Source organism: Rhodococcus sp. IEGM 1372, assembly GCF_030056835.1.
Taxonomy (GTDB): Bacteria; Actinomycetota; Actinomycetes; order Mycobacteriales; family Mycobacteriaceae; genus Rhodococcoides.
Window position 1 is genome coordinate 9,004 of record NZ_JASHKS010000046.1, and the last position, 24,708, is coordinate 33,711.

Sequence of the window (24,708 nt, forward strand, 5' to 3'; positions counted from 1 at the left end):
GCGGTCAGGGGCGATTCTGCGCGCGTCTGACGAATGCGAGCGCGTTTGCCCGGATCTGGTGGTGCCGCCTCGTCCCGCCGCTCACGAGAAGTTCGGCAGGTCTCCGCGTTCGAGGGCTTGGGCGAGGGTGGGTGCGGCTTTGACCTTGTCGGAGAGTGCGCAAACGCGCGCGCACTTGCCAAATGCGCGCATTCTCGTCAGCGGTCAGGGGCGATTCTGCGCGCGTCTGACGAATGCGAGCGCGTTTGCCCGGATGTGGCCTCGTCCCGCCGCTCACGAGAAGTTCGGCAGGTCTCCGTTTTCGAGGGCTTCGGCGAGGGTGGGGGCGGCTATGTCCTTGTCGGAGAGTTCGTAGGTCAGGGGTGTGCCGTCGCGGGCGGTGGTGGGCCAGTCGATGCCCAGTGCGGGGTCGAGGGGGTTGATGTCGCGGTCCAAGGCCGGGGTGTATTCGAGGGTGCACAGGTACATGACGGTCGAGTTGTCTTCCAGGGACAAGATGGCGTGGCCGAGTCCTTCGGAGAGGAAGACTGCTTTGCGGTCGATGTCGTCGATCAGCACGCTGTCCCACTGCCCGAATGTCGGTGATCCGACGCGCAGGTCGACGATGACATCGAGGAACGCTCCGCGGGCGCAGGTGACGTATTTCGCCTGCCCGGGCGGATTGGTGGTGAAGTGGATCCCGCGTAGGACCCCGGCGGCGGAGACCGAGCAGTTCGCCTGCAGCAGCTCCAACGACCGCCCGGTGGTGGCCTCGAACGCCGACGCTTTGAACCATTCGAAGAACACGCCGCGGTCGTCGCCGAACTGACGTGGGGTGTACTCGTAGGCACCGGATATTTTCAGTTCACGAAAGGTCATCGGTTCCCTCGGTCGATCAATTCCAGCAGGTAGCGGCCGTACCCGGACTTGACGAGTGTCTCGGCGCGCACGCGCAGTTCGTCGTCGGTGATGAATCCTCGTCGCCAGGCCACTTCTTCGGGGGATCCGATCTTGAGGCCTTGGCGTTGTTCGATGGTGCGCACGTAGTTCGAGGCGTCGAGCAGGGAGTCGAAGGTGCCGGTGTCGAGCCAGGCGGTCCCGCGAGGGAGAACTTCGACGTGGAGGCGGCCGGCCGCCAAGTAGTGGCGGTTGACGTCGGTGATCTCGTATTCCCCGCGGGCGGAGGGCTCGAGGTCGCGGGCGATGGCGATGACGTCGTTGTCGTAGAAGTACAGGCCGGGGACGGCGTAGTTCGATTTCGGGGCGGCGGGTTTTTCTTCGAGGGAGATGGCTTTACGGTTGTCGTCGAATTCGATGACGCCGTAGGCGGTGGGGTCGGAGACCTCGTAGGCGAACACGGCTCCGCCGTCGATGTGATCGAAACGCGACAGTTGGGTGCCCAGGCCGGGGCCGTAGAAGATGTTGTCGCCCAACACCAATGCCGCGGAGTCGGTGCCGATGTGCTCGGCACCCAATACGAAGGCTTGGGCGAGACCGTTCGGCTCGTGTTGGACCTTGTAGGTCAAGTCGATGCCGAACTGGGAGCCGTCACCGAGGAGGCGCGTGAATTGGTCGGCGTCCTGCGGTGTGGTGATGATGAGGATCTCGCGGATCCCGGCCAGGATCAGTGTCGAGAGCGGGTAGTAGATCATCGGTTTGTCGTAGACCGGGACCAGCTGCTTGCTGACACCCATCGTGATCGGATGAAGACGCGAGCCCGTGCCGCCCGCCAGAATGATTCCCCGCATGACCGCGAAGTCTTCCAGACCCTCCGATCACCCGCTCGCTTGTGCCTGCCCCGTTTCTGCTGCGTGAGCTCCGAGGTGCACTTACGCTCGCCGCATACCCAGCTTCCGAGAGAACCGAGGACAAGCCACGTGACGACAACGAACCAGATCTCCACCGGTATCGATCAGGTCACCGCTCTGCTCTCCACAGTGACCGAAGCCGAACGCGCATCGGCCACGCCCTGCACCGAGTGGACCGTCGCCCAGCTGACGGACCACCTGGTGAACACCGCGGCCAACTTGGTGACCATGGCTCGGGGTGGCGAGATCGATTGGTCGGCGTCGCCCGAACCGTCGCCGGATCCGATTCCGCTGTGGACGGAGCGGACTCGCGAACTGCTGGCCGAGATCGATGCAGGTTCACCATTGCCGCTCGGCATGGTGGCTGCGGAACTCTCGGTGCACGCGTGGGATCTCGCGACCGCACTCGGGCGCGGCACGGACGATCTCGACCAGACGGTGGCGGAGGAGGGGATGGTGTTCATGTCGGCCAACATGACCGACGAACGACGAGGCGGTGCTTTCGATCCTGAGCAGCCTGCACCCGACAGCGCAAACGCGTACGAGCGGTTGGCGGCCTTCGCCGGACGCACTGTCCGAGGGTCCTGACAGTTCCAGCGGCCGATCACTCCCACGGGATTCGGTACGGCGAAGTCCCGGTCTCGGTGATCGGAGTCGGCCATTCGGCCGGCCACAGGACCTGCGGATCAGCCTTGAGCTCTTCGACTTCCGGTGGCACCGGAGTTGCGTCCACCTCGACACGTTCCCAACTGCATTCACCCGACGCGACGCGGGTCGCGTAGTGGATCAGGTCGGCCGATGCCCGGCGGGAGGACGCCAGGCGGGCCAGCAGTTCCGCTGTGACGTATCGGGTTCCAGCCGGAGCTTTCAGATCGGTGTTCAGGGCCCGCGTGCGCGCGGCCTCGAGCTCACCGCAGGATGTCATCAGACGGTCGTACGCGGCTCGGGCGTGTGGAGGCAGTGACTGGATCATGCGTCCCGCCAGGGTTCGTCGCCGGTGCCAACGGAGAAGTCCTCGTCCGGAGTGTCGAGGACCGGTCGGATATCCGCGGTCTTTCCCGCTTCGACGGACTGCTTGCCGTGGTCGAGGAAGTCGTTCAATGGGCGTAACGTGTCGTCGATCTTCTTGCCCACCTGGCTCTCGGGATCGCCGAGCGCGTCGAGGAACGCGCCGAAGTCGTCGACCACCTGCTCGATCTTCGCAATGAGTTCCTTGGTCAGATCCATTGCTGTCCAGCAGATTTCGATGATACTTTCGACCTGCCAGGCCGTGCCCACCATCGGTACCTTCTTGATCATGACCTTCAACGCACCGCGGGCGTTGTCGACGGCGACCTCCGATTCGAGAAGTTCGACGATTTTCCGAACCACTGCCAGCGCAGCGTCACGGAGTTGTTCGGATATCACTGCACAGACCGCGGAAATCGTGCGGCCTGCGGGCCCCTCCCATCGCATTGCGGCCAGTTGTCGGTCGGCGTAATCGGTGAATGCCTGTGCGGCAGCGCCGTTCCAGTAGGCGTCTACGCGCCCCACACCTGCCGCGAACGACTCCGACGCGGCTTCCATGGCGTCGCCTGCGATCTGATATGCGTGGCCGATTCTCCTGATTTCGTTCCAGTTGCCGGTGATCGGCATTGTCGCCTCGTTCAGGGGGCTCCACCCGCAGAGTTCGAAGATCGTTGTGTCGATCTCTCCGAGCCAGCCCGCGGCATCGTCGAGTAACTCTCGGACTTCGTCGACGACGGGATTCGGCGCGGGATAGTCGATCCCGTGGGGCCGTCCGTAATCGGATGCCCCGTCGAATTCGTCCACGTGGCCGACGGCGGCACGATCCGAGCTGCCACGATCGATGCCCGGTAGTGGCGGCGCGCTTGAGTGAGCGTTCAGCAGGTCATAGTTTCGCTGATCCTGATCGGCATACAGCCATGCCGCTCTGTTGAGTTCTGCACCCATTTCCCCGCAGTTGGCGGACAGGTGAACCTGCCGAGTGCGTGTCATCTCCTGAAACCGTGCGAGGTACGGCTGAAGTCGTTTCAGAATCTGCCCAACCACGTTCTCGCTCAGGCCCGCCTGATCGAGCAGATAACGATGACTGGCCAGAGTGTCGCCGCCGATGCGATCGAGAAGATGTCCGAGGCCGGCTATTTCCGAGGATCTGGCGATCAGCGGTTCGGTCATTGCGTCGCGGTCCTTCTCAGTGACGAGATGAGGCCGTCGACATCCTCATCGGAGAGTGCGTTCTCGACATCACGGTCGGCAAGTACGACGAAGACCGCGACCTCTGCCGTGGCGAAACCGGTAGTGGTGACAACGTCGAATGTGGCGCGGGGAGGAGGGCAGTACGGCGAAACCGGAATGTCTTCCACCAGGGCTGTGTAGCGGACAGCCGGGACTCCGTCGACCTGTAGATACTTGGGGTCGCTGATCTGAACAGTGGGTGCCAGTGAACCGTCTCGGTTGGTGAAGATCATCGACGCCTTCTGCGCTTCCTGATAGGCGAGGACAGTCAAGTCCCCGGCACGTCGACCGGTCATTCCGCTGATCGCCGAAGACTCGAACTCACCCCCCTCGCAATCGAATCGACCGTGGAGGCCCATTGCGCCGTACGTTGCGGTCGACCCGTCCTCGCCGACCCACTCCGAGAAACCGTCGTTCCAATTTTCCCAGTCCGCAGGAATATCGTAGGTCCAGCCGAATTTGGTGGCGATGGGCTGCGGTTGGCCGTCGGGCACCTCGATCTTCGGTGGCGGCCGGTTCATGGACGGAAACCCCGGCGCCATTGGTGGCGGGGCTGTCGTAGAGCCCCTGGGTTCCGGCGACACCGGCGGCAGAGTCTGTACCCCCTCGTACGGCTCGGGCACCTGCGGTGCCAGCTGCGGGATTGCCCACATGATTCCGAACAGCAGTGCCACCGATGCCGCGAGACGCAGCAGTATGTATCGAAGACGCATCGTCACTCCCCCCGAAGTCGAAGAGAAGCTAGCACGCGTTCCCGACATGCTGGGTCGACCTCCGGACGCGGTGCAACTATCGCTCCACTCGACGGTCCGATCGCCGGGAACCTACCCACCGAGGCGTCGAGTGGAGCATCCCGTGCCGCGACACCTGCGCTGGAATGGCCTGCGGACCCAGACAAGAACGGCCCGCAGGAGCATCCCCCGGTAAAGTGCCGGTACATGAGAATTCTCGTCACGGGTGGGGCCGGGTTCATCGGCGCGAACTTCGTACATCAGACCCTCGCGCAGCGTCCCGACTCCCAGGTCACCGTGCTCGACAAGCTCACCTACGCCGGCAACAAGGCCTCCCTCGAGCCGGTGGCCGACCGCATGGAGTTCGTTCACGGCGACATCGCCGACGCCGATCTCGTCGACCGCCTCGTCCGCGAGACCGATCTGGTCGTCCACTTCGCCGCCGAATCCCACAACGACAACTCGTTGACCGACCCGTGGCCGTTCGTACACACCAACGTCATCGGCACCACCACCTTGCTCAACGCGGTCCGCGAGCACGACGTCCGCTACCACCACATCTCCACCGACGAGGTCTACGGTGATCTCGAACTCGACGACCCGGCACGGTTCACCGAATCGACCCCGTACAACCCGTCGAGTCCGTACTCCTCCACCAAGGCCTCGAGCGACCTGCTGGTGCGCGCCTGGACCCGCTCGTTCGGGGTCCGCTCCACCATCTCGAACTGCTCGAACAACTACGGCCCGTACCAGCACGTGGAGAAGTTCATCCCCCGTCAGATCACCAACATCCTCAGTGGCTCTCGGCCCAAGCTCTACGGGGCAGGACAGAACGTGCGCGACTGGATCCATGTCGACGACCACAACAGTGCCGTCTGGGCGATCATCGACGGTGGCCGCATCGGCGAGACCTACCTCATCGGAGCCGACGGCGAAGCGAACAACCGCACCGTCCTCGAAGCGATCCTCGAAGAAACCGGAAACGCACCCGACGCCTTCGATTTCGTCACCGACCGCCCCGGCCACGATCTGCGCTACGCCATCGACTCCACTAAGCTTCGCACCGAATTGGGTTGGACACCAACATATGTCGACTTCCGCGCCGGCTTGAAAGCGACCATCGACTGGTACCGCGAGAACGAGCAGTGGTGGCGGCCGCAGAAGGACGCCACCGAGGCGGTCTACGCGGCGAAAGAATCCGTACTGCCCTGAAGCCGGAACTAACTACTGCGTGACATTCGATGGCGCAGCAGCAGATACACCGCACGACGCATGAACGACGTCATCAGAGCCTTGGCGTTACCGATGCGAACGTCGTTGTCGGACAACAACGTCGGGTCGCTGGCCTGCAGCGAGCGGTGGAAGTCCGCGGCCTGACGTGCCTGCTGTGTCGCCAGTTCCACGCTCCACTGTCCCGAGTTGATGCGGAACGACGCCAGTGGTTGCGGAATTGCCACGATGTCGCCGCGTAGCGCAACCGCGATGAAGGTGGCCTGGTCGATCAGGTAGGGATGGCTGTTGTCCCACAGCCCGATCTCGCGGAGTTCCGACAGCTTCATCATGACGCCGCCGGGTTCGCCGAAGATGTTGGCACCGGCCCGAACTGCGGTTCTGGCGGCGACTCGGCCCGAGACTGTCCCCTGCAGTCCGCCGAGCCCGCGGGCGGCGATGACCGTCTTGCCGTAGGCGTCGATCAGCGTCCGCTGTGCGGCGACCAGAACGGCGGACGGGTTGTCGTCGAAAGCCCGCACCTGGGTGTCCAGCGCGGTGGGCGCGATGGTGTCGTCACCGCAGACGAGCTTGATCAGCTCGCCCGTGGCTTCCTCGGTGACGCGGTTCCAGTTGGCTTGTGCTCCGCCGCCGGCCGGGGTGGTCAGGAGGCGGATCCGTGGGTCGTCGAACTTCTGCGCGACGGCGAGGGTTCCGTCGGTCGACGAGTGATCGGCGATGACCAGTTCGAAGTCCGTGAACGTCTGGGCGAGAATCGAATCGATGGTCTCGGCCAGGTACTCGACGTTGTTGTACGCCGGGACGACTACGGAAACACGGGGCGTCATGATGTGGGGGCCTGGCTCTTTCTGCGGAACGAGAAGTCGCGGTAGCCGAAGAAGCTGACGACTGCCATCACGGCTGTGACGACCAATTGTGAAGGGATGGGCGGGAAGTGGAAGACGGACACGGCGATCGTCATCAGGGAGATGTTGGCGACGAACGCGCCGAAGTTCACGACGAAGAACCGCAGCAGATCACGTAGGAAGTGACCCCGCACGCGGAACACCAGGTAGCGGTACATCGCGAACGCGCACAGCACGTTGCAGAGATAGCCGAGCACGATCGCGGCGTGGTATCCGTACTGCTCGCCGATCAGCAACTGCCACAGGATGAACCACGCGGTACCCAATGCGGTGTTGACGCCGCCGACGAGCAGGAACGCGATCTTCTGATTCTTGACGATGCGCATCAGCGGCCCCGGCGCGCCGTTCATGCCCGCCGGGGGAGCAGGAGTCTGTGGTTCGGTCATCGACCCACCGCCAGTGCCTGACGCGTCGCGAACAGGGTGGACGCGATGCCTGCGGGCAATGTTCGGTGCGTTCGGCGATCGATCTGCGGCCATACCGTCGACCGCAGCCGTAGATCGCGACCTTGGAACACCGCCAGTGGGGACGCTGCCAACACCACGTTCGGTCGACGGCGGAACACCGTCCGGCAGGCTCCGAGAATCGAGCCGATGGTCACGGCCTCACCGGAGGCGAAGATCTTGATCGTCGGCGATATTCGTCGCGTGGCTGACATGGCAAGGGTGTCGGCGACCATCTCGGCCGCGTCGGACACATAGAGGTAGTCGCGCAACGTGTCCATCGGGACGTAGATGGATACGGGGGAGGCCATGAGGTATCCCCGGCACAGGTGCGAGATCAGGCCCTGCGGTTTCGCGAGGTTCTGCCCGGGTCCGTAGAGGTTCGCGAACCGGCCGATGGCCACGTTGATGCCGGTGCGTGCGCCGAACTCGGTCGCGATGGCCTCGGACTGCAGCTTGGCGAAACCGTAGTCGCCCAACGGAACCGGGTTCGTTCCCTCGTGATGTGGTGCGCCCGTCGCGCCGGCGTAGACGCCTCCGGCGGACGAGGCGAGGAACACGGTTCCGGTGCCCGCGCGGTCGGCGGCGACGGCCTCGATGTGCGCCAGGACGGTGCGGATCAGACCGTTCTCTTCGGCGAATTGTGCTGCGCTGGTTCCGTTCACGCCCGCGCCCGCGGCCCAGATCACGTTCCAGGTACCGTCGGCGAAGGAGTCGAAGAATTCCGAACAGCGCTGCAGCAGAGCCTGTTCGGCGGACGCCGTGTCCGACCATGGGATGGTGCTGGTGTGCACCCGATGTCCACGACGACCGGCCTCCCGGGTCACCGCAGCGCCGAGCAGCCCGCCGCTGCCGACGATCCACGTGTGCGTCGCGGTCACGCCGGCGGTGCAGGTTCGGTCGATGGCGCGGTACGACCGAGCGGGCCGTTTCCCGGGTCGGTGACGATCAGGTACGGCGGTTTGCCCATGGCCGTCTTGACGTTCACGCCCACGTACTCGGCCACCACACCGAGGGAGAACAGTGTTGCTCCGAAGCCGAACAACAGGATCACCATCGTCGATGCCCAGCCTCGTACCTCGGCGCCCGAATCGAAGACGAAGTACGACACCAGTACGTACGCCACCAGAATGAGGCCGAGTACCGCGAAGGCGATGCCGATGAAGCTGACCAGTCGCAGGCCCTTCGTGCCGCTCGAGAGCACCATCCGCCAGAAGTGCGAGAGCAAGGTACGCAGTCGGTAGCCCGATCGACGGTCCACCTCTTCGCGCAACGCCACCGGGCTGGTCGTGACGTCGCCTGCGATCCAGCCGAGTGCGATGTCCAGGTATGCCTCGGAACCGGCGTAGGCGGCGACGGAGCGACCGACTTCACCGAGCACCAGGCGGTAGCTCTGGTAGTCGATGGTGTTGTCCCCGGCCAGCGCCTTGGCGATCAGCCACTTCGAACCCTTGGAGGCTGCGTTGCGCCACATCCCGTGCGGTGCGACGTTGGTGGGCTTGGCGTAGACGACGGTGGACTGCTGGTCGAGGGCAGTATCCAGCATGCCGCCGATCGCCGCCGGATCGTGCTGTCCGTCCTCGTCCATCGTGACGATCCACTCGCCGCCGCTCGAGGCCATGCCGGCGAGGGTGGCGGGGTGCTGACCGAAATTTCGGCTCAGCCACACCCCGCGAACGAACGCGTGCGCGGCCGTGAGCTGGCGAATCACCGCGGCAGAGTTGTCGGGGCCGTGATCGAAGACGAGCAGAACTTCCTCGACGATCATCGGCCGCCCGAGGGGAGTATGCGTCACCTGCGTCAGCGGAAGGATCTCGTCCATCAACGCGCTGAGCGTCCGTTCGCCCTGGTAGACCGGTACCACGATGGAGATGCGGTGCGGATCAGCAGCAGAGTCGTCGGACATCACGAGGTCTGAGCCTATCTGCTCGACGTCCCAGCGCCGAACTCCCGAGAACTCGAATTTCTGCGTCGTCGCACATCGAGCACCACCAGGCCGACCAGCAACAGCGTCCCGCCGGCCATCGCAGCCAGTCCGAGTCGTTCGCCGGGCGGTCGGAAGGTGATCTGCAGGTCCGCGTTCTCGGTGCCGGGCGGCAGGTCGACGTAGAGGAAGATGTCGGCCAGCCCCTTCGTCTGCAGCTCCTCACCGTTCAGCGTCGCGGTGTAGCCGGGCCAGGCCAGACGCGAGAACACGACGCTGCCACCGTTGGGTGCGCTGACGTCGACGTGCTCCGAGTCCGCTTCGGAGGATCGGGGTTCGGCCGTGGCGTTCACGGTCGCGACGACGCGTCCCGACGACGCGGGAAGCAACCCGTCGATGCGTTCGAGGACGTAGATCTGGCGAGCGGACTCGGGAGTGGGAGCGGTCACCCACATCCAGCCTGCGGGTGCGGGCCGGGAGTTGGCGAGCGGATACTGGTTCTTCTGCAGCACGATTCGATCGAGTTGCATCAGGTCTGCGTACGTCTTGCCGGTGTACGGCTCGATCTCGAACACGCGTCGGAAGGCGTCCGTGCAGGTCGATCCCTCGTGCTCGAAGCACAGCAGGTTGGCGAAGTCGAGATAGCCGACGGGGGTGTACGCGTTGACGTAGTCCAGGCCCATGATCTTGGCGGAGTTTCCGTACACCTGGGAGTGCCAGGGCAGTCGGGGGTCGTCGGGTCCGTCGGCTGCGGTTTCGGTGAGCGCACGGCTACCGAGTTGCAGAGTCGCGCCCTGCCACTGTGGGAACTCGGCCTTGGCCTCGGATTGGGAGGTGGGCAGCCACCACTTGGCGAAGGGCGGTTCGTAGGTGGCCACCTGGTACATCGCGACCGGCGCGATCGTCACGAGGAGCAGCGCCGCAGTCGCCCGGGTGGAGAAGCGGTGGGCCAGCAGCAGAGCGAGCGCGCCGACGAGCAGGATCACCAGCGCAGCGAGGACGTGGCGACCGAAGAATCCCGGGCCCGACGAGCCGGCGCGAAGCAGCAGTACCAGCGTCAACAGGCCGGCCGCGAGCAGCCGAGGCCGCAGCTTGTCGAGCGTTCCGTACCGGCTGATCAGGGTGACCACGAGAATCAGTGCGACGAGGGCGACGAACGGCAGAATGCGGGCGGGCCAGCGGATCGGTCCGATGTCGCTGGGACCTGCGGTGAAGATCAAGGCGAACGCCAGCATGATCAGTGGTGCCGCCAGCTCGCGCAGAGCCGCGGGTACCCGACGCCACGCGATGAACGCCAGCGCGGGGACCACGAACCAGGCGATGTAGGTGACCGGCGATTCGGTGGTCTCGCCCGCCCAGGATTCGATGCTCGTCACCGCGGTCGGGATGCTCGCGGTGAGCGATTCCGACCACGGTGCCGTCAGGAAGTTGTCGTTGAACGTGCCCTCGTCGCCGCTACGCCAGGTGACCGCGGACGTGAGCACTCCGGGCAGGAAGGTGACGGCCCCGCAGGCCGCGGCCGCGATACCTACCGCGCACACCTTCAATGCCGGCCGCCACAGCCGCTGGAACAGTCGTTCGCCGATGGCGACGGATCCGATCATCACTCCGGCCATCACCGCGGCGTGGACGTATCCCACGCTGATGGCGAGGTAGAGAAAGACGAACGGCACGATCGGACCGCTGCGACCGCGGGCGTAGGACACCGAACTCGCCCAGGCGTTCATGATCCACGCGGTGCCCATCAGCGCGGTCACCCACGAGGTGTTCTCGAAGAAGAGCGTGAACCCGACGAACGGTGCGCTCGCGCCCGCTACCGCAGCCCAGTTGGCTCGCGCTCCGTAGGCCAGAGCGACTCGAAACACGCCCCAGGCCAACAGAATCGAGAAGCCCAGTTTGACGACCGTTGCCAGCAGTACCAGGTTGTCGATCGACGGCGAGATGTAGTTGATCGCCATCTGCACGGGATTCCACAGCCCGCCTTGGCCCTCGACCGGGTAGTTGCCTGCCATCCACTGATCGAGCACCAGCGAGGGGAATTGCCCGTCGCGCATGATGCGTCCGAGCTGGAGCCAGTTGGGTACGGCACCCGATTCGGTGTCGTCGATGTAGAAGAAGCGGGGATCGACGCTGAGAACCAGGAGATAACCGAGGACGACGACTGCGGCAATCGCAGCCCCCCATGCGAGGCGCTCTCGTCTGCTGTCGGGCAGGGAGCTGCTCGCGATCTGGGTATCCGTGGTGGGCAAGGGTCAACTCCGTGAGTTCGGGCAAAGACACCCGACTGTAGCTCTCGAGGTACCCGACAACCGAAACGTCGAGGCGTGCAACACGCAGGTGATCGAGAGACGGCCGACTCGGTACGGCTATTGCGAGTGACCACTCTCTAAGTTAGATTGACCTCAATCTATGACGGAGGTCACATGAACTCGAACATCTCTTTCGACGTCGTCATCACCGGCGGCACTGTCTACGACGGATCCGGCGGTCCAGGAGTGCGAGCCGATGTGGGCATCGTCGACGGCGTCGTGCGGGCCGTGTCCTCCACCCCGCTCGAGGCGGGCCCGGCGACCGAGGTGGTCGACGCCACCGGTAAGTGGGTCACCCCGGGCTTCGTGGACGTACACACCCATTACGACGCGGAAGTGCTCGTCGGGCCCGGTCTCGAGGAGTCCGTTCGGCACGGGGTCACGACGGTTCTACTGGGGAACTGTTCGTTGTCGACGCTCTACTCCACTCCGGTCGACATCGCTGATCTGTTCAGTCGGGTGGAGGCGCTGCCGCGCGATCATGTGCTCAAGGCCGTCGATACGCACAAGACGTGGACCAGTCCCGACGAGTACATCGCAGCGCTCGAGCGTCTGCCTCTGGGCCCCAACATCGCAGCCTTGGTCGGTCATTCTGATCTGCGTGCGCACGTGATGGGCTTGGACCGATCTACCGACCGCAGTCAGAAGCCAACCCGCGAGGAATGGCGCGCCATGTCGGACGCGCTCGAGAAGGCGCTCGATGCCGGGCTGCTCGGAATGTCGACGATGACGAACCCGTGGGACAAGCTGGACGGAGATCGGTACCGATCTCGTTCGCTGCCGTCCTCGTACGCACGGTGGAGCGAATTCCGTGCTCTGCACAAGATCCTGCGTAAGCGCGGCCGTCTGTTGCAGAGCATTCCGAACTTGAACACCAAGTACGACATGCTGTTCTTCCTCGCCTCGGCCACCGGCATCGGCCGCACTCCGCTCAAGATCTCGCTGCTGGCAGCGGCCGACGCGAAGGCGTCGCCGTGGATTCATCGCGTCTTCGGTCCGCTCGCTCGCATCGTCAACGGTCCGGGCAAGGGCCAGTTCCGCTGGCAGCACCTGCCCACCACGTTCGACGTGTATTCCGACGGCATCGACCTCGTGGTGTTCGAGGAGTTCGGCTCGGGCCGAGCAGCTCTGCATCTGCGAGAAGAGTTGGGCCGCAACGAGTTACTCTCCGACGAGGCCTACCGCCGGTGGTTCCGCGCCGATTTCGAGAAGAAGTTCAGCTCGCGCGTCTGGCATCGAGACTTCGCCGACGCCGAGATCACCGAATGTCCCGACGCGTCGGTCGTCGGCAAGAACGTCGCGGAGGTCGCGGCCGAACGTGGGGTACACGTGGTGGACGCGTTCCTCGATTTGGTGGTCGAGCACGGCCGAAAGCTGCGCTGGCACACGACGGTGGCGAATCACCGCAAACGGCAGATGGACAAGCTGATCAACCAGCCCGGGGTGACAGTGGGGTTCTCCGACGCCGGTGCTCATCTGCGCAACATGGCGTTCTACAACTTCGGCATCCGGTTGCTGCACCGTGTGCACGACGCACGAAACGATCGCCGACCCTTCATGACCGTGGAGAAGGCCGTGCACAAGCTCAGCGGCGAGTTGGCCGACTTCTACGGTCTCGACGCCGGACACGTGCGGGTGGGGGATCGCGCCGACATCGTGGTGATCGATCCGGCGGGTCTGGACGAGGAGGTCCTGGCCTACCGGGAGGAGACCATGCCGGAGTTCGGTGGCCTGAGCAGAATGGTCAACCGCAACGATCGTGCCGTGGCCGCCACCCTGGTCGCGGGCCGAGTGGTGTTCTCCGCTGGCACCTTTGCACCCTGGTTCGGTGTGTCGGAGCGGGCAGGTAGCTTCCTACGGGCCGGCACCCCGACGGCTCCGCGTCGCCGGGAGCGTGTGTGAGCCCGAGTCAACTGCAGCGTCGGACCGAGACGATCGGAAAGTTGCTCGACGCGACGATCGCGTCGTTGTGCGAGAAGGGCTATGCCGCAACCAGTGTCAGTGAGATCGTCAGCCGCGCAGGGGTGTCTTCCGGTGCCATGTTTCGGCATTTCGATACCAGGCTGGACCTGATAGTTGCCGCAGCGGACGAGGTTCGGCGACGTCAGTTCGTGGAGTTTCGCCGTGGCCTGTCCGGTTTCGGGAGCGCGTCGATCGAGCACTGCCTCGAACTGCTCAGGGCTGCATGCCGCGCTCCGATCAACGGTGCCTGGTACGAGCTGTTGACCGCGGCCCGTAGTGACGAGGAGCTGCGAGAGAGGTTGCAGCCGTTCACCGTTCGGTATCACGAGCAGATCGCCGAACTGGCTCGCACGCTACCGGTCGCCGGCGTGATCGATCCACGCCATCTGGAGACGGTGATCTTCAGCGTGGTGCATCTGCTCGACGGCGAGGCGCTGGCCGCGGTGGTGCATCCGCAACCCGAGCAGGAGGCCATGCGGCTGAGGATGATCGCCCACTTGCTACGCGGCGGCACTCTGTACGCACTGAGCGACGCGGGATGACCCACTGGACGGTGCGCACTCCGGGTGCCGAGCTTCCCGTCTTCGAATACGGGGACCCGGCGGCGAAGTCCACAGTGCTGCTGGTGCACGGATACCCCGACAACCGTCAGGTGTTCGATCCGCTGATCGCCGAGCTCGGCGACCAGGTTCGGGTGATCGCCTACGACACACGAGGAAGCGGAGCGTCCACGCTCGAGCACGAGGCGGACGTGTCCATCGAGCAGCTGGCGCGCGACGCCTTCGCGGTGGTCGAGTCGATTCCTGACCTCACCGGGAAGGTGCACGTCTTCGCCCACGATTGGGGGTCGGTCCAGATGTGGGAGGCGATGGCCTCGCTTCGCGCATCGACCGTGTTCGCGTCGTACACATCGGTGTCCGGGCCGAGTCTGGATCATCTGCGGCAGGTGGCACGGGCGCGGCTGGTGCGGCCGCATCGGTGGCCGTCGTTGGTGGGGCAGTTGGCCCGGTCCTGGTACGTCTTCGGGTTTCATGTGCCCGTTCTGGGCACACGGGTACCGGACTTGTTGGCACGGCTGAATGTCGAGGGTGAGCCGACCCCGACGGTGGCCGACCAGCAGCGCGGCATCGCCCTGTACCGGGCGAACGTGTTGCGGCGTGTACTCCGCGGGCCTGGTCCGCGGTGCGCGGTCCCGACCACCGTGGTCGTACCGTCACACGACCGCATGCTGTCGACCAACCTCACCGACGGTCTCGATCGATGGATCCCCGATCTGCGCGTCGTTCGAGTCGATGCGGGCCACTGGTGGCCGTACACGCACCCGGCCGACGCCGCCCGTGTGCTGATGGCGAGGGTGCAGGAAGCGGAGTAGACGGCGAGCGTCGAACGGATCGGTCCGGGGCTGTGCAACCATGGTCAGTGGTCTTCTTCTCTCCACGACCGCACAGAGCCACTACTCGAACTGGATGGGGTACTTCTCGGTATGGACGGCACTGCTCTCGATCGTCTCGGCTCGCCATCGGATGTGTCGGCTGTTGCCGGCGGTGACGGCGAGCCCGAACTGACTGTTCAGAGACTGCTGTTCGACGGCCCGTCGCCCCTGGTCAGTGCCGATATGTACAGCTCTGTCGGCAAGGGAAATGCCGAGCGCACCCGCACGGGTGTTCGTATCGCCAAGCGCAGCGTGCTGCACACCAACAGCTACTTCGGACGGTTCCCGGCCAGCTACTGGCAGCGGTGGACCACCGTCACCGAGGTGGTGTTCCGGGCGACCGTCGCCGGTGCGGGTCGGATCGATCTGGTGGGCACGGACTACAAGGGTCACGAGCGCACGATGGCCAGTACAACGGTCGATTCCGTGAACTCGTCGACTCAGTTGGCCGTTCCCGTCGCCACGACGCAGTTCCTCGACGGCGGCGCGCTGTACGTCCGCTTCACCACCACATCGAGCGAGTTGTCGGTGCAGGACGCGGAGTGGACCGTCGCCGCGCCGGAGAAGCTGCGTCCCACCTCGGTGGTGATCTGCACGTTCAACCGCGCGGACGACTGCGCCAACACCGTCGCTGCCATGGCCGACGATCCCATCGCCCTGCTCGGGGTCGACAACGTCTATGTCGTCGATCAAGGCACCGATCAGGTGCAGACGCGCGAGAAGTTCCAGCGCGTGGCGGCCGAGCTCGGCGACAAGCTCGTCTACATCACCCAGCCCAACCTCGGCGGTGCCGGCGGGTTCACTCGTGGGCTCTACGAGGTGCAGGGCAAGGGCGGCGATCCGGCCAACGTGATCTTCATGGACGACGACGTGCTGTGCGAGCCCGAGGCGATCGTGCGGATGAACTCGTTCGCCAACATGACCGTCGAGCCGGCGATCATCGGCGCGCAGATGCTCTACCTCTTGCACCCCGATCGCGTGCATGTCGGTGCCGAGGTGGCGAACCTGCAGAAGCTCGAAGCCGGAGTGCACGTCAAGAACGCAATTTCGGACAAGAGCGCGTTCAAGCGCAAGCGCCAGCAGGACGTTCGCGTCGACGCCGGCTACAACGGCTGGTGGTCGTGCCTCATCCCGTCCGAGATCGTCGGCCAGGTCGGCTACCCGCTGCCGCTGTTCTTCCAGTGGGACGACATCGAATACGGATACCGTTCTCGTGCAAGCGGTTTCGCGACCGTGACGCTGCCCGGTGCAGCGGTGTGGCATGCCGACTTCGCGTGGAAGGACTGGGACGAGTGGCACCGCTACTTCAACCTGCGCAACGGCATGATCACCGCCGCCCTGCACATCGAACTCGACGGTAAGACTCTCGCCAAGCAGCTGTTCACCGATCTGCTGCGGTACCTGGTGTCGATGCAGTACGGCATGGCGTACACGCTGATCAAGGCCGTCGAGGACTTCCTGGCCGGTCCGGAGAACCTGCTCGACGGCGGCATGGACGCTGCCGGTTCCATCCGGCGCGAGCGTGCTGCGTACGGAGAAACGAAGCGGCACAACGCGAACGACGTTCCCGGGGTGCGTCCGTCGGATATGTTCATCACCCCCGCGGGACCGCACCCGAAGAAGAGCATGGAATTCGCCGTGTTGGCCAAGCGAATGCTCAATCAGTGGCGCGGCACGGTGAACCCCGGTCCGGTCGCCATCTCCGCCGACGACGCCCACTGGTGGCACGTCTCGCTGTTCTCCCACGCGATCGTCACCGATCGCTCGCAGGAGGGCGTCCGAGTTCGCCAGCGCAACAAGCAACATGCGGTCGAGCTGCTCAAGCGCGGCGTGACCGCACTCAAGCGTCTTCGCACCGAAACCCCGACGGTCGCTGCGTCTTACCGCGCAGCGGTGCCCGAGCTGACGAGCCGAGAGAACTGGGCTCGCCTCTACGACCAGTAGCTATTTCGCGCGAACTGTCGGGGCCGTGCGAATGCGTACGACGACCTGTTCGTTGTCGGCCGTGTAGCCGAGGTAGTCGAATTCGGTGCCGGTGCGTGCGACGAATTCCGTCCACGCCCGGTACTCGTGGTTGCGCCAGCCGGGGAAGTTGAAGTACTCGTCGAACACGATGACGGTGCCCACTGCGAGTCGATCGGCCACGAGGTCCAGCACGGTGACCGTCGACGAGTACAGGTCGGCGTCCAGGTGCAAGAACGCCAACTTCTCGTGATGGCCCTTCAGGAAGCCCGGCAGCGAGTCCTCGAACAACCCGGGGACGATCTGTGCGCCCGGCACTTCGGGGATGGTGTCCTGCTCGAAGAGCCCTTTCGGGAACCCGGTGCGCCAGGTTTCGGGGAGGCCGGAGAACACGTCGAATCCGGCGACGACGGTGATGTCCTTGCGCGACGCCAGTTCCTCGGCGATGATCTCGAGCGTCGTTCCGCTGGCGACGCCGAACTCGAGTGCCATGCCGCGGATGGAGACCTCGCCGAGCGCGAACCGCAGCGTCGCGTGCGGCCGCAGGAACGTCGGGGCCTGCGGCATCATCTCTTCGGCGAATTCGGCGCTCTGGGCGGCTGCTTCGACGTCGGACGCATACGGGATGTCCCGACGCATCCGCATCTCGAGGCCGCGGATGAACGCGTGCAGATCGTCGATCTCCCGGCGTTGGCGTTCGAGGACGTCGAGCAATTTCGCCTGTTGATCGCTGGTCTGTTCGGCCAGCTGAGCGGTCTGCTGAGCCAGAACCTCGCCGATCGCTCGTTGAAGCTTCTCCCGTGCCGACGACTTGATGCGATCAGCGAGCTTCCGAGGTTCCGTCATGGGCACACGGTAGCGGTATCACGCGGGTGCGCGCACCCCTTAGCGGCAGCATCAGGGCCTGCGGAAGTGTTCCCGACGCCCCAGCCCGCGCAACCGGAACCATTCGGCCAGACCCTTCGGGTTACGGGTGGTGATCAGGAAGAACCAGGTGAACCGAATCCACTCTTGCGGCAACAGCTTTCGCATGCCGGGCTGCGACATGAGGTAGCCGCGATTGCGGTACGTGAAGTAGCGCTTGGTCGCGTCCTCCGGGTACTGCGTGTGCATCCGGCCGCCGAGGATCGGCTTGAACTCCTCGGCTCCGTTGGGATGGACGTAGGCGGCGGTGAGGCAGGTGCCGAACTTCAAGCCCGATCGCTGCAATCGACGATGCACTTCCACCTCGTCGCCGCGCACGAACAGCCGTAGATCGGGCACGCCCACTGCGTCGATCGTCGACGCCTTGAACAGTGCTCCGTTGAACAGCGAGGCGATGCCTTCGAGAAGGTCGTCGTCCGGGTTCGCCGGGTCGATCAATTCGGACCGCAGCCGACGCCATTCGACGCCGCGGCGCAGCGGAAAGGCCAGCCGGTCCGGATCGTCGATGTCGCAGACGACGGGGGAGACCTCGTCGAGGCCGTGGGTGAGAGCGCAGTCGTAGAGGGTCTGGAGCACCTTCGGGCCCTCGGGGCGGCCGTCGTCGTCGGCGAGGAACACCCACTCCGCACCGAGCGAGAGCGCATACAGAATCCCGAGTGCGAACCCGCCCGCGCCACCCAGATTGTGCTGCGAGCCGAGATACGTCGTCGGCAGGTCGATCGACTCGACCAGTTCGCGTACGGCGGGCTCGTCGGCATTGTCGACGACGACCAGATGATCGAGCGGACGTGTCTGCGCACCGATGACCTCGAGGGAGAGAGCCAACAACTCACGCCGCTTGTGCGTGACGATGACCCCGACAATCTTGTCAGCCACCGGCATTGTCTTCCCGCTCGATCTCCTTCAAGATCTGCGCGACGTGGTCTCCCGCGTCGTGACCGTCGTACGCCCGCACCACGTCCTCGATGCCGCCCTGTTGGCGAATCTGGCCGTGATCGATCCACATCGCGGTGTCGCACAGCTGAGCCAGGAATTCGTTGGAGTGGCTGGCGAACACCAGGATTCCCGAGCGCTTCACCAACTCCTGCAGGCGATGGCGGGCCTTCTTCATGAACTCCGCGTCCACGGCTCCGATGCCCTCATCGAGCAGTAGGATCTCCGGGTCGATGCTGGTGACCACGCCCATCGCGACGCGCACGCGCATGCCCGTGGAGTAGGTCCGCAGCGGCATGTCCAGGTAATCGCCGAGTTCGGTGAAGTCGGCGATCTCGTCCATCTTCGCGAGCATCTGCTTGCGCGTCTGGCCGAGGAACAGGCCGCGAATGATGATGTTCTCGTAGCCGGAGATCTCGGGGTCCATACCGACGCCCAGATCGAACACCGGCGCGACGCGGCCGCGGATGGTGGCGCTGCCCCGCGTCGGCTCGTAGATGCCCGAGAGCAGCCGCAGCAGCGTCGACTTGCCCGCACCGTTGTGTCCCACCAGCCCGACGCGATCGCCGTCCTTCAGGTTCATCGTGATGTTCTTGAGAGCTTCGACGACGACGACGTCGGAGGAGTTGCGATCGATCGCACCACCGGCCTTGCCGAGGAACGCCTTCTTCAGTGACCGCGTTTTGGCGTCGAAGATCGGGAAGTCGACGCACGCGTCGTGAGTGCTGATGCTGATGGACAACTCGAATACCCCTAAACCCAGTAGGGCACGCGGGCCCGGTACTTCTTGAGTGCGACGATGGCCAGCGCCCAGCCGACGACGGTGAAGCCGAGCACGATGTACCAGTGGTACGCCTGCTGATCCTCGCCGATCAGGGGGGCCCGGATGATGTCGAGGTAGTGGAAGAGCGGGTTGATCTCGACGAGCTTGGCGCGGTTCGCGGCCTCGCCGCCCATGGACTGCAGGCCTGAGGTGGTCCACACGATCGGCGTCATGAAGAACATCAGCGTCACGAAGCTGCCGAGGATCGGGGCGATGTCGCGGTAGCGGGTGGCGACGATGCCGAACAGAATGGACACCCACACGGCATTGAGCAGAATCAGCACGAGCGCGGGGATCGCGAAGATCACGGTCCAGTGCAGCCCGCCCTCGGGCCAGAAGATCGCGATGATGATCACGTAGATCAGCATGTTGTGACCGAACAGCAGCAGCTGACGCCACACCAGGCGATAGACGTGCACGCTCAGCGCACTGGGCAGCTGTTTGATCAGGCCTTCGTTCGCGACGAAGACGTCTCCGCCTTCGAGGATCGCGGCGCTGATCAGTCCCCAGACGATCAGGCCGACGGTGACGTGTGGCAGGAACTCGCGCAGATCGATGTTGAGCAGGACCGAATACAGCAGACCCATCGCGATGGCCTGCACGCCGGTGGCGATGGTGATCCAGAACGGACCGATCACCGACCGGCGATACCGCTGCTTGATGTCCTGCCAACCGAGATGCAGCCACAGCTCGCGCTGGTTGAAACCGGTTTTCAGGTCGCCGAAAGCGCGCCGATAAGTCTGTGAGTCCGAAACCGGAGCAGGCATCTGGTCTCCTGCCTCGCTCTCGGGATCCTTCGCTGGTGCCGACACGACGGTCGACACTACCTCTCTTCGGAGACTGCGCTCATTCCGAGCTTGCTACAGATACTGGCCGGTACCGCCGCCGCCGTGGCCCCCGCCACCCTGGCCGCCACCCGGAGCGCCCATCACACCGGGAGGCAACGCGCCCTGCCGCATCTGTTCGAGTTGAGCCCGCGCGGCCATCTGCTGAGCGAACAGGGCCGTCTGGATGCCGTGGAACAGACCTTCGAGCCAGCCGACGAGCTGTGCCTGGGCGATGCGCAGTTCCGCGTCGGTGGGGACCACGTCGTCGCCGAAGGGCAGTACCAGGCGCTCGAGCTCGTCGCGCAGTTCCGGGGCGAGGCCCTGTTCGAGTTCGTGGATGGACGACTTGTGGATTTCCTTCAGTCGCGTCCGGCTCGCGTCGTCGAGCGGTGCGGCGCGCACTTCCTCGAGCAGCTGCTTGATCATCGTTCCGATGCGCATCACCTTCGCGGGCTGCTCGACCATCTCCGACAGGCCCGATCCATCGTCCGATCCGTCGTTCGCGGAGGATCCGGCGGCGCGGGCCGCAGCGGCCGTCGCTTCCTCGCGGCTCAGGGCGAGCGGTTCCCCGTTGGGGCCGATCACTACGACATGGTCATCGGGCGCGCTGTTCGGCTCGGATTGAGTCATATATCCATCATTACGCCTCGCTCGCCGTTGCGCGATCGTCAGGGGCGATTATCCTGGTTCGGTCGTCGGGAACAGTGGAGGCCGGGAGGATCGAGCGTGCGAGGTGGGCAACCGTTCCCTGGGGAAACAGGACGTGGAACACATGCTTCACCGGTCGGCGCTTAGAGTGTCCGGCATGGGTTACGACGTCGCGCGAGTGAGAGGTTCCATCCCCTCGCTCGGTGACGGGTGGATTCATCTCGACCCTCAGCTGGGGATGCTGATCCCGGACCGCGTGTCGACCGCTGTGTCCACCGCATTTCGGCACAGTGCCTCCAATCATTCGGCCGGCAACACCTCGGCCAAGCGCAGTGCGGCTCTGCTGGAATCCGCCCGCGTTGCGATCGCCGATCTGGTCGGTGCCTATCCGTCCGGTGTCGTCATCGGTCCGGACCGCGCGACGCTGCTGTCCTGGCTGGCGGATTCGATGAGCTCGCGGCTGGGCCTGGGAACCGGTCTGGTGCTCTCGCGTCTGGACGAGGAAGCAGACGTGGCACCGTGGCTGCGGGTGGCCAGCCGGTCGGGCGCGCATGTGCGCTGGGCCGAGGTCGAGATCGATACGTGCGAGTTGCCCACCTGGCAGTTCGACGATCTGATCACTTCCACCACTCGGCTCGTCGCGGTCACTGCTGCGTCGCCGATCGTCGGTAGTGCGCCCGATGTTCGGGTCGCGGCGGATCTGGTGCACGAGGTCGGTGGGCTGATCGTGGTCGACGCGGCCGGAGCTGCCCCCTACGCCCACGTCGACATCAAGGAACTCGGGGCCGACATCGTCGCGATCGACACCGCCGCGTGGGGTGGGCCGTCGGTCGGTGCGTTGATCTTCCGCGATCCGACGCTGCTGGAACAGTTGCCGTCGATGTCGCTCAATCCGTCGGCCAAGGGGCCGGCGCGGCTCGAGGTCAGCAGTCACCAGTACGCGTTGTTGGCGGGCGTGGTCTCGTCCATCGACTACTTGGCCAACCTCGACGACACAGCGACCGGGACGCGTCGCGAGCGTCTCGAATTGTCGATCGGATCGTTGCAGCACTACCACGACGGTCTGTTCGATTACCTGATGAAGGCGCTCGGTTCGCTGGACCACGTGATGGTGCTCGGCAATGCACCGACGCGCATTCCCACTTTGAGCTTCACCGTCGAGGGCATGCCAGCGGTGAAGGTGTCCGAGCAACTCGCGCAGGCCAGAATCGGCAGTGTCAGCGGAGTCCACGGCGGCAGTCGGTTGCTCGACGCGTTGGGCGTCAACGACGAGGGTGGTGCCGTCACCATCGGTCTGGCTCCGTACACCACCCGCTACGAAATCGATCAGCTCGTCAAAGCGCTCACCGCGCTCGCCCTCTAAGAGCGGCTGCGCCGCACGTGCACGAGGAGCCTCCGGGTCGTTCCGCAGGCTCCACTCCGGCCTCGTAGCCGACTTTGAGGTTCCGCTTACGACCGCTGACCTGGGCTACTGGATTCGCAGAATCACTTTGCCGATGGTCTCGGCCTCGTCGAGCATTCGATGTCCTTGCGCCGCTTCGGTTATCGGAATCTCGGCGTGCACGACGGCGGTGACGCGGCCCTCGGAGATCATCGGCCACAGGTGTGCGGTCATGTCCGCGACGATGTTCGCTTTGCTCGACGGCCCGGTTTCGGGGCGGCCACGCAATCCGGCTGCATGCACCGAGCCGCGCTTGGCGAGGAGTTTGCCGAAGTTCAGCTCGCCCTTCACTCCGCCTTGCATACCGATGGTGACGACGGTGCCGTCCATGGCCAATGCGTCGAGGTTGCGGTCGAGGTACTTCGCACCCATGTTGTCCAGGATCAGGTCTGCTCCGTGTTCCTCTGTCTGTGAACGGATCTCGGTGACGAAGTCCTGGTTCTTGTAGTCGATCAGGATGTCGGCACCCAGGTCTGCGCACATGTCCAGCTTGTACTTGGATCCGGCAGTGACGGCGACGGTGACACCCATCTGCTTGGCCAGTTGGATTGCGTGAGTGCCGATTCCGCTGCCGCCGCCGTGAACGAGCAGTACCTGCCCCGAACGCATATGCGCGTCCATCACCAGGTTGGACCACACCGTCGAGGCGACTTCCGGAAGTGCCGCTGCGACATGCAGATCGAGGCCCTGCGGAATGGGGAAGAGTTGGGTGGCGGGTACGGCGACCTGCTCGGCGTAGCCGCCGCCGGCCAGCAGTGCACAGACCCTGTCTCCGACGTTCCAGCCGCTGACGCCCTCACCGAGTTCGGAGATGATGCCCGAGCACTCGAGTCCGAGGATGTCGCTGGCCCCCGGAGGCGGTGGGTAGTTGCCCTGACGCTGCATCAGGTCGGCGCGGTTGACGGCGGTGGCCGAGACATCGATGATCACCTGTCCGCGGCCGGGGCGGGGGTCGGGGACCTCGGTCCATTCCATGACGTCGGGATCGCCGAATTCTTTCAGTGTGATGGCACGCATGTCTCCATAGTGCGCCTCCGGCGCAGTGGTGCGGTTAGGTGCCCTCTGGAGCGCTTAACTACACCACTGCCGCAGGCACTTCTACAGGTCCCAGAGATTGATTCCGAAGTCCTCGGCATGCGTATCGATCTCGGCAAGTTCGGCGTCGGTGAAGTCCAGGTTCTTCAACGCCGCCACGTTGTTCTCGAGCTGTTCGACGCTCGATGCGCCGATCAGTACCGACGTCACGCGTGGGTCGCGCAGGGCCCAGCTCAGCGCGAGTTGTGCGAGGGATTGGCCGCGGGTGGCGGCAATGTGGTTCAACGCCCGGAGATGCTCGATGTGGTCGTCGGTGAGCCAGTCCGGATTCAGCGATTTGCCCTGCGCTGCTCGCGAATTCGAGGGAACACCGTCGAGGTACTTGTCGGTGAGCATGCCCTGGGCCAGAGGCGAGAAGGCGATGACGCCCGCGCCCACCGCGTCGAGGGTAGTGAGCAGTTCGGGTTCGATCCACCGATTGACCATCGAGTAACTGGGCTGATGGATCAGCAGGGGAACACCCGCATCGGCGAGCAGGTCTGCCATCTTCTGCGTGCCGTCGGGCTTGTACGAGCTGATGCCCGCGTACAGGGCTTTGCCCTGCTGCACAGCGCTGATCAGTGCGCCTGCTGTTTCTTCGATCGGGGTGTCGTGGTCGGGGCGATGGCTGTAGAAGATGTCGACGTGGTCGAGTCGCATTCGGGTCAACGATTGTTCGAGCGAGGACAACAGATATTTGCGAGAGCCACCGAAGCCGTAGGGGCCGGGCCACATGTCCCAGCCGGCCTTGCTGGAGATGATCAGCTCATCGCGGTATCCGGCGAAATCCTCGGAGAAGATGCGGCCGAAGTTCTTCTCCGCGCTGCCGTACGGCGGGCCGTAATTGTTGGCCAGATCGAAATGCGTGATGCCGAGATCGAATGCGCGACGCAGGATCGCGCGCTGGTTCATCAGCGGTACGTCGTCGCCGAAGTTGTGCCACAGTCCCAATGACACCGCCGGAAGTCGGGGCCCTCGTGAGCCCACTCGGCGGAACAGCATGGACTCGTAGCGATCGTCGGCGGCAACGTACGGCGGGTCGATGTAGGGATCGGTCATACGGGACTGCCCCGGCTTTGGTTGACATCTGATCTGTGAGGATCGCTCCTCACGGT

General features: G+C 64.6%; 24 protein-coding genes. 7 read left to right on the forward strand and 17 right to left on the reverse strand.

Annotated features, from left to right (window positions below; all coding sequences use genetic code 11):
- Positions 1–273: 273 nt before the first annotated feature.
- Together QM590_RS23095 and rfbA are read right to left on the reverse strand one after the other, a co-directional pair.
- Positions 274–858, reverse strand: coding sequence for a dTDP-4-dehydrorhamnose 3,5-epimerase family protein (locus QM590_RS23095; RefSeq protein WP_269596550.1), 585 nt, complete (start codon positions 856–858; stop codon positions 274–276).
- Positions 855–1,727 (reverse strand): glucose-1-phosphate thymidylyltransferase RfbA, encoded by an 873-nt coding sequence (gene rfbA, locus QM590_RS23100; RefSeq protein WP_269596549.1) that lies wholly within the window; start codon positions 1,725–1,727, stop codon positions 855–857. The genes QM590_RS23095 and rfbA overlap by 4 nt, the downstream gene beginning before the upstream one ends.
- Before the next feature lie 129 nt (positions 1,728–1,856).
- Here rfbA and QM590_RS23105 point away from each other — a divergent pair, with 129 nt between their 5' ends.
- Positions 1,857–2,375: a maleylpyruvate isomerase family mycothiol-dependent enzyme gene (locus QM590_RS23105; protein ID WP_269596548.1), complete on the forward strand. Its 519-nt coding sequence runs from the start codon at positions 1,857–1,859 to the stop codon at positions 2,373–2,375.
- A 16-nt stretch (positions 2,376–2,391) separates the two neighbouring features.
- Here the strand turns inward: QM590_RS23105 and QM590_RS23110 are convergent, their stop codons facing one another.
- From QM590_RS23110 to QM590_RS23120, 3 genes are read right to left on the reverse strand one after another with little or no spacing between them, the layout of a single operon-like run.
- Entirely contained in the window at positions 2,392–2,760 is a 369-nt protein-coding gene (locus QM590_RS23110) for a hypothetical protein (RefSeq protein ID WP_269596547.1), read from the reverse strand.
- On the reverse strand, positions 2,757–3,965 hold the full coding sequence (locus QM590_RS23115; protein WP_269596546.1) for a hypothetical protein: 1,209 nt from the start codon (positions 3,963–3,965) through the stop codon (positions 2,757–2,759). Before QM590_RS23115 ends, QM590_RS23110 begins: the two co-directional genes overlap by 4 nt.
- Positions 3,962–4,738 (reverse strand): DUF8017 domain-containing protein, encoded by a 777-nt coding sequence (locus tag QM590_RS23120; protein ID WP_269596545.1) that lies wholly within the window; start codon positions 4,736–4,738, stop codon positions 3,962–3,964. Before QM590_RS23120 ends, QM590_RS23115 begins: the two co-directional genes overlap by 4 nt.
- A 225-nt stretch (positions 4,739–4,963) precedes the next feature.
- Here QM590_RS23120 and rfbB point away from each other — a divergent pair, with 225 nt between their 5' ends.
- The gene (rfbB, locus tag QM590_RS23125) at positions 4,964–5,968 is read left to right on the forward strand and encodes a dTDP-glucose 4,6-dehydratase (RefSeq protein ID WP_269596544.1); all 1,005 of its coding nucleotides are present in this window, start codon (positions 4,964–4,966) and stop codon (positions 5,966–5,968) included.
- 8 nt (positions 5,969–5,976) lie between these two features.
- Here rfbB and QM590_RS23130 read toward each other — a convergent pair whose 3' ends face one another.
- Genes QM590_RS23130 through QM590_RS23150 form a run of 5 tightly spaced genes read right to left on the reverse strand, consistent with a single transcriptional unit; the run spans position 5,977 to position 11,507 of the window.
- Positions 5,977–6,813, reverse strand: coding sequence for a glycosyltransferase family 2 protein (locus tag QM590_RS23130; protein ID WP_269596543.1), 837 nt, complete (start codon positions 6,811–6,813; stop codon positions 5,977–5,979).
- Positions 6,810–7,277 (reverse strand): GtrA family protein, encoded by a 468-nt coding sequence (locus QM590_RS23135; protein WP_068054828.1) that lies wholly within the window; start codon positions 7,275–7,277, stop codon positions 6,810–6,812. Before QM590_RS23135 ends, QM590_RS23130 begins: the two co-directional genes overlap by 4 nt.
- Positions 7,274–8,215, reverse strand: coding sequence for an NAD-dependent epimerase/dehydratase family protein (locus QM590_RS23140; RefSeq protein ID WP_149407118.1), 942 nt, complete (start codon positions 8,213–8,215; stop codon positions 7,274–7,276). Before QM590_RS23140 ends, QM590_RS23135 begins: the two co-directional genes overlap by 4 nt.
- Positions 8,212–9,240 (reverse strand): glycosyltransferase, encoded by a 1,029-nt coding sequence (locus tag QM590_RS23145; RefSeq protein ID WP_269596557.1) that lies wholly within the window; start codon positions 9,238–9,240, stop codon positions 8,212–8,214. The genes QM590_RS23140 and QM590_RS23145 overlap by 4 nt, the downstream gene beginning before the upstream one ends.
- Positions 9,241–9,254: 14 nt before the next feature.
- A complete protein-coding gene (locus QM590_RS23150) occupies positions 9,255–11,507 on the reverse strand; it encodes a hypothetical protein (protein ID WP_269596542.1) in 2,253 nt (750 codons plus the stop codon).
- Between the two features lie 174 nt (positions 11,508–11,681).
- On the opposite strand from QM590_RS23150, the gene QM590_RS23155 reads away from it, so the two are divergent.
- The 4 genes from QM590_RS23155 (at position 11,682) to QM590_RS23170 (ending at position 16,905) form a co-directional block, all read left to right on the forward strand.
- The gene (locus tag QM590_RS23155; protein ID WP_269596541.1) at positions 11,682–13,469 is read left to right on the forward strand and encodes an N-acyl-D-amino-acid deacylase family protein; all 1,788 of its coding nucleotides are present in this window, start codon (positions 11,682–11,684) and stop codon (positions 13,467–13,469) included.
- Positions 13,466–14,071, forward strand: a complete 606-nt coding sequence (locus QM590_RS23160; RefSeq protein ID WP_269596540.1) for a TetR/AcrR family transcriptional regulator — start codon at positions 13,466–13,468, stop codon at positions 14,069–14,071. Before QM590_RS23155 ends, QM590_RS23160 begins: the two co-directional genes overlap by 4 nt.
- Positions 14,068–14,901: an alpha/beta fold hydrolase gene (locus QM590_RS23165; protein WP_269596539.1), complete on the forward strand. Its 834-nt coding sequence runs from the start codon at positions 14,068–14,070 to the stop codon at positions 14,899–14,901. The genes QM590_RS23160 and QM590_RS23165 overlap by 4 nt, the downstream gene beginning before the upstream one ends.
- Before the next feature lie 111 nt (positions 14,902–15,012).
- Positions 15,013–16,905: a glycosyltransferase gene (locus QM590_RS23170; protein ID WP_269596538.1), complete on the forward strand. Its 1,893-nt coding sequence runs from the start codon at positions 15,013–15,015 to the stop codon at positions 16,903–16,905.
- On the opposite strand, the gene QM590_RS23175 is transcribed toward QM590_RS23170, so the two are convergent.
- The 5 genes from QM590_RS23175 to QM590_RS23195 are packed head-to-tail and all read right to left on the reverse strand — an operon-like array spanning position 16,906 to position 21,060.
- Positions 16,906–17,769 (reverse strand): TylF/MycF/NovP-related O-methyltransferase, encoded by an 864-nt coding sequence (locus QM590_RS23175; protein WP_128645033.1) that lies wholly within the window; start codon positions 17,767–17,769, stop codon positions 16,906–16,908.
- Positions 17,770–17,820: 51 nt separating this feature from the next.
- Positions 17,821–18,729 (reverse strand): galactofuranosyltransferase GlfT1, encoded by a 909-nt coding sequence (gene glfT1, locus QM590_RS23180; protein ID WP_269596537.1) that lies wholly within the window; start codon positions 18,727–18,729, stop codon positions 17,821–17,823.
- The gene (gene wzt / locus QM590_RS23185; RefSeq protein WP_128645034.1) at positions 18,716–19,522 is read right to left on the reverse strand and encodes a galactan export ABC transporter ATP-binding subunit Wzt/RfbE; all 807 of its coding nucleotides are present in this window, start codon (positions 19,520–19,522) and stop codon (positions 18,716–18,718) included. Before wzt ends, glfT1 begins: the two co-directional genes overlap by 14 nt.
- Before the next feature lie 11 nt (positions 19,523–19,533).
- Positions 19,534–20,415, reverse strand: a complete 882-nt coding sequence (wzm, locus tag QM590_RS23190) for a galactan export ABC transporter permease subunit Wzm/RfbD (protein WP_068054868.1) — start codon at positions 20,413–20,415, stop codon at positions 19,534–19,536.
- A gap of 48 nt (positions 20,416–20,463) precedes the next feature.
- Positions 20,464–21,060, reverse strand: a complete 597-nt coding sequence (locus QM590_RS23195; protein WP_094638909.1) for a bacterial proteasome activator family protein — start codon at positions 21,058–21,060, stop codon at positions 20,464–20,466.
- A 175-nt stretch (positions 21,061–21,235) separates the two neighbouring features.
- Between QM590_RS23195 and QM590_RS23200 the strand changes: the two genes are divergently transcribed.
- Positions 21,236–22,441 carry a cysteine desulfurase-like protein gene (locus QM590_RS23200; RefSeq protein ID WP_269596536.1) on the forward strand — a complete coding sequence of 402 codons (1,206 nt, stop codon included), beginning with the start codon at positions 21,236–21,238 and terminating at the stop codon, positions 22,439–22,441.
- Positions 22,442–22,546: 105 nt separating this feature from the next.
- On the opposite strand, the gene QM590_RS23205 is transcribed toward QM590_RS23200, so the two are convergent.
- Together QM590_RS23205 and mgrA are read right to left on the reverse strand one after the other, a co-directional pair.
- On the reverse strand, positions 22,547–23,536 hold the full coding sequence (locus tag QM590_RS23205) for an NAD(P)H-quinone oxidoreductase (RefSeq protein WP_128645035.1): 990 nt from the start codon (positions 23,534–23,536) through the stop codon (positions 22,547–22,549).
- Between the two features lie 81 nt (positions 23,537–23,617).
- Positions 23,618–24,652, reverse strand: coding sequence for an L-glyceraldehyde 3-phosphate reductase (gene mgrA / locus QM590_RS23210; protein ID WP_269596535.1), 1,035 nt, complete (start codon positions 24,650–24,652; stop codon positions 23,618–23,620).
- Positions 24,653–24,708 lie beyond the last annotated feature (56 nt).

What these genes read in the sequence shown, in the direction of transcription:
- QM590_RS23165 (WP_269596539.1), top strand. Translation starts at nt 14,068, where the DNA reads ATGACCCACTGGACGGTGCGCACTCCGGGTGCCGAGCTTCCCGTCTTC.
- QM590_RS23170 (WP_269596538.1), top strand. Translation starts at nt 15,013, where the DNA reads ATGGACGGCACTGCTCTCGATCGTCTCGGCTCGCCATCGGATGTGTCG.
- QM590_RS23110 (WP_269596547.1), bottom strand. Translation starts at nt 2,760, where the DNA reads ATGATCCAGTCACTGCCTCCACACGCCCGAGCCGCGTACGACCGTCTG.
- QM590_RS23135 (WP_068054828.1), bottom strand. Translation starts at nt 7,277, where the DNA reads ATGACCGAACCACAGACTCCTGCTCCCCCGGCGGGCATGAACGGCGCG.
- rfbA (WP_269596549.1), bottom strand. Translation starts at nt 1,727, where the DNA reads ATGCGGGGAATCATTCTGGCGGGCGGCACGGGCTCGCGTCTTCATCCG.
- QM590_RS23175 (WP_128645033.1), bottom strand. Translation starts at nt 17,769, where the DNA reads ATGACGGAACCTCGGAAGCTCGCTGATCGCATCAAGTCGTCGGCACGG.
- mgrA (WP_269596535.1), bottom strand. Translation starts at nt 24,652, where the DNA reads ATGACCGATCCCTACATCGACCCGCCGTACGTTGCCGCCGACGATCGC.
- QM590_RS23145 (WP_269596557.1), bottom strand. Translation starts at nt 9,240, where the DNA reads ATGTCCGACGACTCTGCTGCTGATCCGCACCGCATCTCCATCGTGGTA.
- QM590_RS23130 (WP_269596543.1), bottom strand. Translation starts at nt 6,813, where the DNA reads ATGACGCCCCGTGTTTCCGTAGTCGTCCCGGCGTACAACAACGTCGAG.
- QM590_RS23120 (WP_269596545.1), bottom strand. Translation starts at nt 4,738, where the DNA reads ATGCGTCTTCGATACATACTGCTGCGTCTCGCGGCATCGGTGGCACTG.
- QM590_RS23115 (WP_269596546.1), bottom strand. Translation starts at nt 3,965, where the DNA reads ATGACCGAACCGCTGATCGCCAGATCCTCGGAAATAGCCGGCCTCGGA.
- QM590_RS23205 (WP_128645035.1), bottom strand. Translation starts at nt 23,536, where the DNA reads ATGCGTGCCATCACACTGAAAGAATTCGGCGATCCCGACGTCATGGAA.
- QM590_RS23200 (WP_269596536.1), top strand. Translation starts at nt 21,236, where the DNA reads ATGGGTTACGACGTCGCGCGAGTGAGAGGTTCCATCCCCTCGCTCGGT.
- glfT1 (WP_269596537.1), bottom strand. Translation starts at nt 18,729, where the DNA reads ATGCCGGTGGCTGACAAGATTGTCGGGGTCATCGTCACGCACAAGCGG.
- rfbB (WP_269596544.1), top strand. Translation starts at nt 4,964, where the DNA reads ATGAGAATTCTCGTCACGGGTGGGGCCGGGTTCATCGGCGCGAACTTC.
- QM590_RS23155 (WP_269596541.1), top strand. Translation starts at nt 11,682, where the DNA reads ATGAACTCGAACATCTCTTTCGACGTCGTCATCACCGGCGGCACTGTC.
- QM590_RS23195 (WP_094638909.1), bottom strand. Translation starts at nt 21,060, where the DNA reads ATGACTCAATCCGAGCCGAACAGCGCGCCCGATGACCATGTCGTAGTG.
- QM590_RS23095 (WP_269596550.1), bottom strand. Translation starts at nt 858, where the DNA reads ATGACCTTTCGTGAACTGAAAATATCCGGTGCCTACGAGTACACCCCA.